Origin of the sequence: Pseudomonas sp. AFG_SD02_1510_Pfu_092, assembly GCF_003331055.1 — a bacterium.
GTDB lineage: Bacteria > Pseudomonadota > Gammaproteobacteria > Pseudomonadales > Pseudomonadaceae > Aquipseudomonas.
Map to the genome: position 1 here is coordinate 66,213 of NZ_PUQD01000019.1, position 6,000 is coordinate 72,212.

Annotated in this window: 7 protein-coding genes; 4 read left to right on the plus strand and 3 right to left on the minus strand. The window is 65.0% G+C overall.

Features of this window, described 5'->3' with window-relative positions; all coding sequences use genetic code 11:
* Window positions 1-66 precede the first annotated feature (66 nt).
* Together C6A77_RS11140 and C6A77_RS11145 are read right to left on the minus strand one after the other, a co-directional pair.
* Window positions 67-1,215 (minus strand): FAD-dependent oxidoreductase, encoded by a 1,149-nt coding sequence (locus C6A77_RS11140; RefSeq protein WP_114169523.1) that lies wholly within the window; start codon window positions 1,213-1,215, stop codon window positions 67-69.
* A gap of 16 nt (window positions 1,216-1,231) precedes the next feature.
* Window positions 1,232-1,399 carry a rubredoxin gene (locus C6A77_RS11145; protein ID WP_114169524.1) on the minus strand — a complete coding sequence of 56 codons (168 nt, stop codon included), beginning with the start codon at window positions 1,397-1,399 and terminating at the stop codon, window positions 1,232-1,234.
* Between the two features lie 247 nt (window positions 1,400-1,646).
* Here C6A77_RS11145 and C6A77_RS11150 point away from each other — a divergent pair, with 247 nt between their 5' ends.
* Together C6A77_RS11150 and ubiA are read left to right on the plus strand one after the other, a co-directional pair.
* A complete protein-coding gene (locus C6A77_RS11150; RefSeq protein ID WP_114169525.1) occupies window positions 1,647-2,204 on the plus strand; it encodes a chorismate lyase in 558 nt (185 codons plus the stop codon).
* The gene (ubiA, locus tag C6A77_RS11155) at window positions 2,204-3,094 is read left to right on the plus strand and encodes a 4-hydroxybenzoate octaprenyltransferase (RefSeq protein WP_114169526.1); all 891 of its coding nucleotides are present in this window, start codon (window positions 2,204-2,206) and stop codon (window positions 3,092-3,094) included. The genes C6A77_RS11150 and ubiA overlap by 1 nt, the downstream gene beginning before the upstream one ends.
* A gap of 118 nt (window positions 3,095-3,212) precedes the next feature.
* Here the strand turns inward: ubiA and C6A77_RS11160 are convergent, their stop codons facing one another.
* Entirely contained in the window at window positions 3,213-3,584 is a 372-nt protein-coding gene (locus C6A77_RS11160; protein ID WP_112249433.1) for a hypothetical protein, read from the minus strand.
* A 172-nt stretch (window positions 3,585-3,756) separates the two neighbouring features.
* Between C6A77_RS11160 and phoB the strand changes: the two genes are divergently transcribed.
* Entirely contained in the window at window positions 3,757-4,446 is a 690-nt protein-coding gene (phoB, locus tag C6A77_RS11165; protein ID WP_003253341.1) for a phosphate regulon transcriptional regulator PhoB, read from the plus strand.
* Window positions 4,447-4,494: 48 nt separating this feature from the next.
* Window positions 4,495-5,802: a phosphate regulon sensor histidine kinase PhoR gene (gene phoR, locus C6A77_RS11170; protein WP_114169527.1), complete on the plus strand. Its 1,308-nt coding sequence runs from the start codon at window positions 4,495-4,497 to the stop codon at window positions 5,800-5,802.
* The last annotated feature ends 198 nt before the right edge of the window (window positions 5,803-6,000 follow it).

A 6,000-nucleotide genomic window follows, 5' to 3' on the forward strand; every position in this document is an offset into this window, starting at 1 on the left:
CGCGCCAGTATCTGCGCGGCCATTGTGCGAGCAACAACAGGATAAATCCGACAGAACGCCCGCTATTTACGCCATAACCGCCGGCAACTGGCGATTCAGGGCCAGCTTGTCCATCACCGCCGCCCCGGTCAGGGCGTAACCCAGCAGCTTGCCGTCGGCATCCAGGCACAGCACCTTGAGGTCACTGCCCTGGCCTTCTACCTGCCAAGTGCCTTCGTGGCCCAGCGGCGCAGGCGAGACCACCAGCGGGCAGGCCGGGGTTTTCACGGTGATCGGCATCGGCCCGTAGCTGACCTTTGTCGGCGTGCCGGCCAAGGTTTGCGCCAGCGCCCGGGCACAACTCATCAGCGGCATCACATAGAGCAGGTTGATGCCATCGACTTCGGCACAATCGCCCAGGGCGAAGATGTTGGCATGCGAGGTGCGCAACTCGCGGTCCACGCTGACGCCGCGGTTGGTCTGCAGGCCGGCCGCAGCCGCCAGGTCGGTGCGCGGGCGCAGGCCGATGGCCGACACCACCAGGTCGCAGGCGATCACGCTGCCATCCGACAGGTGCGCCTCCAGGCCGTGCGCTACCTGCTGCAGACGGGTCAGCACCGGGCCAAGGTGGAAGCGCACACCCAAGCCTTGCAGGCCGGCCTGCACCGCGCTGGCGGCAGCCGAGTGCAGCAGGGTCGGCATGATCTGCTCGCAGGGGGCGACCACATCGACCTGGAAACCGCCAAGGCTCATGTCGTTGGCGAACTCGCAGCCGATCAGGCCGGCACCGAGAATCAGCACGCGCTGTTTGCCGGCGGCGGCGGCACGAAAGCGTGCGTAGTCTTCCAGGTCGTTGATCGGGAATACCAGGTGGCTGCCGTCGCCTTCGATCGGCACCTGCACGGTCTGCGCGCCCCAGGCCAGCACCAGGTCGCGGTAGGACACTGCCTCTTCACCGATCCACAGGCGCTTGTGCCCAGGGTCGATACCGCTAATGCGGGTATGGGTGCGGATTTCGGCGTTCAGTTGCTCGGCCATGGCGCCCGGCTCGGCCATGCACAGGCCATCGGCGTCCTTTTGCTTGGCAAAGCCGGTGGACAGCATGGGCTTGGAATAGGAGCGCCCGTCATCGGCGCTGATCAGCAGCAACGGCGTCTGCGTATCGAGCTTGCGAAATTCGCGGGCCAGGTTGTAGCCCGCAAGACCGGTACCGATGATTACCACGGGGGACGTCATGTCGTGCTTTCCTCGCTCAACCGATGGCGATCATTTCAAAGTCGCTCTTGCCGACGCCGCAGTCGGGGCACAGCCAGTCTTCTGGCACGTCTTCCCAGCGGGTACCGGCAGCGATGCCGTCGTCGGGCCAGCCTTGGGCTTCGTCGTAGATCAGGCCGCAGACAATACATTGCCACTTTTTCATAGGGGGTGGTTTCCTCGGTTCAGGCTGGGGCTTTGTGTTGCTGCTGATGGCCCTTTCGCGGCTGAAGCCGCTCCCACAGGGACCGCACAGCATCAGAGGTTGTGCGGTCCCTGTGGGAGCGGCTTTAGCCGCGAAGAAGCCAGCGCGCAATGCGTGGGGCTTTGTAGCGGCCCTGCCGTCAGTATGCAAGCAGTCGGGGCAATCATGCTAAGCTCGCCGCCTCTCTGGATGTAACAAGCAGACCGACGTGTCGTACGAATCCCCGCAAGCAGCCGCTGTCGCGTGGCTGCCGTATTCACAGCTGGCGACCGCCATTGACCAGCCTACCCTTGGCTGGCTGTTCGACGAGGGCTCGCTGACCCGCCGCCTGACCCGCCTGTCCGACGACCACTTCTGCGTCACCCCGCTGTTCGAGGGTTGGCAGCCGTTGCGCGCTGACGAATGCCAGGCGCTGGGCATCGCCGCCGGTGCCGAAGGCTGGGTGCGCGAGGTGTACCTGCGCGGCCACGGCCAACCCTGGGTGTTCGCGCGCAGCGTCGCCAGCCGCAGTGCCCTGGAGCGCGGCGGGCTGGACCTGGAAACCCTGGGCAGCCGCTCGCTGGGGGAATTGCTGTTCTGCGACCAGGCGTTCATCCGCCACCCCATCGAGGTGTGCAGTTATCCACAGGCCTGGCTGCCGAGCGAAGCCGCCGAGGCGGCGCTGTGGGGCCGCCGCTCGCGCTTCGAACGTGACGGCCTGGACCTGCTGGTGGCAGAGGTGTTTCTGCCGGCACTGTGGCAAGCGGCCAAGGAGGAACACCGCTGATGTACCTGCAATTGCTCAAGTCGCTGAACCGCCTGCACCCGCGCGCCTGGGACTTCGTCCAGCTCAGCCGCATGGACCGGCCGATCGGTATCTACCTGCTGCTGTGGCCGACCCTGTCGGCGGTGTGGATTGCCGGCAACGGCTCACCGACCCTGGCCAACGTGCTGATCTTCGGCCTTGGTGTGGTACTGATGCGTGCTGCCGGCTGCTGCATCAACGACTTTGCCGACCGCAAGGTGGACGGCCACGTAAAACGCACCGCCGACCGCCCCCTGGCCAGCGGCCGGGTCAACCCGCGTGAAGCGCTGGCGCTGTTCGCCATCCTGGTCGGGGCAAGCTTCCTGCTGGTGCTGTGCACCAACAGCCGCACGGTCTGGCTGTCATTCGGGGCGGTGGCGCTGGCGTTCTGCTACCCGTTCATGAAGCGCTACACCTACTACCCGCAGGTGGTGCTGGGCGCGGCGTATTCCTGGGGCATTCCCATGGCCTTCACTGCCGCCGGCGGCGAACTGCCGGCCAGCGCCTGGCTGCTGTATATCGCCAACCTGCTGTGGACGGTGGGTTACGACACCTACTACGCCATGGTCGACCGCGATGACGACCTGAAGATTGGCGTGAAATCGACCGCGATCCTGTTCGGCGACGCCGACCGTGCCATCATCCTGACCTTGCAGTTACTGTCGCTGGGCTGCCTGTTGCTGGCCGGTAACCGCTTCGAACTGGGTGGCTGGTTCCATCTGGGCCTGCTGGGCGCGGCGGCGTGCTTCGCCTGGGAATACTGGTCAACGCGCAAGCTGGACCGGGACTCGTGCTTCAAGGCGTTTCTGCACAATCACTGGGCGGGGCTGCTGGTGTTTATCGGGGTCGTGCTGGATTACGCATTGCGTTAAGGCTGACGTCCCTATCGCCGGCAAGCCAGCTCCCACAGGTACAGCGCTGCCTTCACAGCTTGCACATAACCTGTGGGAGCTGGCTTGCCGGCGATGGGTCGCAACGCGGCCCCGGATCTCAAGGCTTGGCGATATGCCAGACATCCTTCACGCCATCACCGGTCTTGTCCCCGGCTTTCTTGTCCTTGATGAAGGTGTACAGCGGCTTGCCGTCATAGGCCCACTGCTTGCTGCCGTCATCGCGCATCACCACCGTCCACTTGTCCTTGGCCGGTTCGTCATTGGCCTTGACCATCAACGGCGGCCAGTTGGTGGCGCACTCGCCATTGCACATCGACTTGCCTCCCGCATCCTTGTCGAAGGTGTACAGGGTCATGCCGGCATGGTCGACCAACATGCCGCCCTTCTCCATCGCATGGTCGGCAGAGGCCACCCCCGGTAGCGCCAGCGCAGTGAAAAGGGCCATCCAGCTCAGCGTTTGTCGTGTCATTGGATTCACCATTGTTTCGGGGGGATTGAGTTGAAATTGCCGCGATTGCGGCCCTTTCAAGCCTAGTTCAGTCATGGAATGTCGCCAGAATGGCCAACACCCTGTCACACAGCTGCAATAATTCCGTTATCTAATGCGGGCCAAGACATCGTATCCAGGAGAGGTTTTGAGCATGGTTGGCAGGAACATACTGATCGTCGACGACGAAGCGCCTATTCGCGAGATGATCGCCGTTGCCCTGGAAATGGCCGGCTATGACTGCCTGGAAGCGGAAAACTCCCAACAGGCCCATGCGATCATCGTCGACCGCAAGCCAGACCTGATCCTGCTCGACTGGATGCTGCCAGGCACCTCCGGCATCGAGCTGGCCCGCCGCCTCAAGCGCGACGAACTGACCGGCGACATTCCGATCATCATGCTCACCGCCAAAGGCGAAGAGGACAACAAGATCCAGGGCCTGGAAGTGGGCGCCGACGACTACATCACCAAGCCCTTCTCGCCACGTGAGCTGGTCGCCCGCCTGAAAGCCGTGCTGCGCCGCACCGGCCCGAGCGACAGCGAGGCCCCCATCGAAGTCGGCGGCCTGCTGCTCGACCCGATCAGCCACCGCGTCACCATCGATGGCAAGCCTGCCGAGATGGGCCCCACCGAATACCGCCTGTTGCAGTTCTTCATGACCCACCAGGAACGCGCCTACACCCGTGGCCAGCTGCTGGACCAGGTGTGGGGCGGCAACGTCTATGTCGAAGAGCGCACCGTCGATGTGCACATTCGCCGCCTGCGCAAGGCGCTGGGTGAAGCCTACGAAAATCTGGTACAAACCGTCCGGGGCACTGGCTACCGCTTCTCGACCAAGAGCTGATCGAGTCTACAGGCGCCACGCTGCACGTCGTTGTACAAGGACCGTCAATTGAACCAGAACTGGCACGCGACCCTGATTCGCCACCTGCTGCTGCTGATTACCGTCTGCCTGATCGGCGGGCTGATCAGCGGCTACTACGGCTGGAGCCTGGCTGTCGGCCTGGCGCTCTATCTGGGCTGGACCCTCAAGCAACTGCTGCGCCTGCATGATTGGCTGCGCAACCATCAACCCGACGAAGCACCGCCCGATGGCTACGGCCTGTGGGGCGAGGTGTTCGACAGCATCTACCACCTGCAACGCCGCGACCAGCGCGTGCGCGGGCGCCTGCAGGCGGTGATCGACCGGGTGCAGGAGTCCACCGCCGCGCTGCGTGACGCAGTGATCATGCTCGACAGCGATGGCAACCTGGAATGGTGGAACCGCGCCGCCGAAACCCTGCTGGGCTTCAAGACCCCCCAGGACGGCGGCCAGCAGGTGACCAACCTGGTGCGCCACCCGCGCTTCAAGGAATACTTCGAAGCCGAGAACTACCTCGAACCGCTGGAAATTCCCTCGCCGATCAACGACCGCATGCGCGTGCAGCTGCATATCACCCGCTATGGCAACAACGAGCACCTGATGCTGGTGCGCGATGTCACCCGCATCCACCAGCTGGAGCAGATGCGCAAGGACTTCGTGGCCAACGTGTCGCACGAGCTGCGCACGCCGCTGACGGTGATCACCGGCTACCTGGAAACCCTGCTGGACAACGTCGACGATGTGAACCCGCGCTGGAGCCGTGCCTTGCAGCAGATGAGCCAGCAAGGCTCGCGCATGCAGACGCTGCTCAACGACTTGCTGCTGCTGGCCAAGCTGGAGGCCACCGACTACCCCTCGGATAACCAGCCGGTGGCAGTCGATGCGTTGCTCGCCGCGATCAGCAACGACGCCCAGGCCCTGTCCGGGCCACGCAACCAGCGCATCACCCTGGAAGCCGCACCCGGCGTGATGCTCAAGGGCAGCGAGTCGGAACTGCGCAGCGCCTTTTCCAACCTGGTGTTCAACGCGGTCAAGTACACCCAGGACGAAGGCAGCATTCGTGTTCGCTGGTGGGCCGATGCCCAGGGCGCGCACCTGTCGGTGCAGGACTCGGGGGTGGGGATCGAGGCCAAGCACCTGCCACGCCTGACCGAACGCTTCTACCGGGTCGATTCCAGCCGTGCGTCGAATACCGGCGGCACCGGGCTGGGGCTGGCGATCGTCAAGCATGTGCTGATGCGCCACCGTGGCAAGCTGGAAATCAGCAGCGTACCGGGGCACGGCAGTACCTTTACCTGCCACTTCGCGCCGGCACAATTGGCTAACGGCAAGGCTTGAGGGCCTCGGGGGCTGCCTTGCAGCCCATCGCCGGGGGGCCCGCCCCCCCCCCGGGGGCGGGGGGGGGGGGGGGGGGGGGGGGGGGGGGGGGGGGCGCCCGCCCCCCCCCCCCCCCCCCCCCCCCCGCCCCGCCCCCCCCCCCGCCCCCCCCCCCTCGCCTGCACCCGCAACCGCCCGAGCCGATCAAGCGCAACGAAC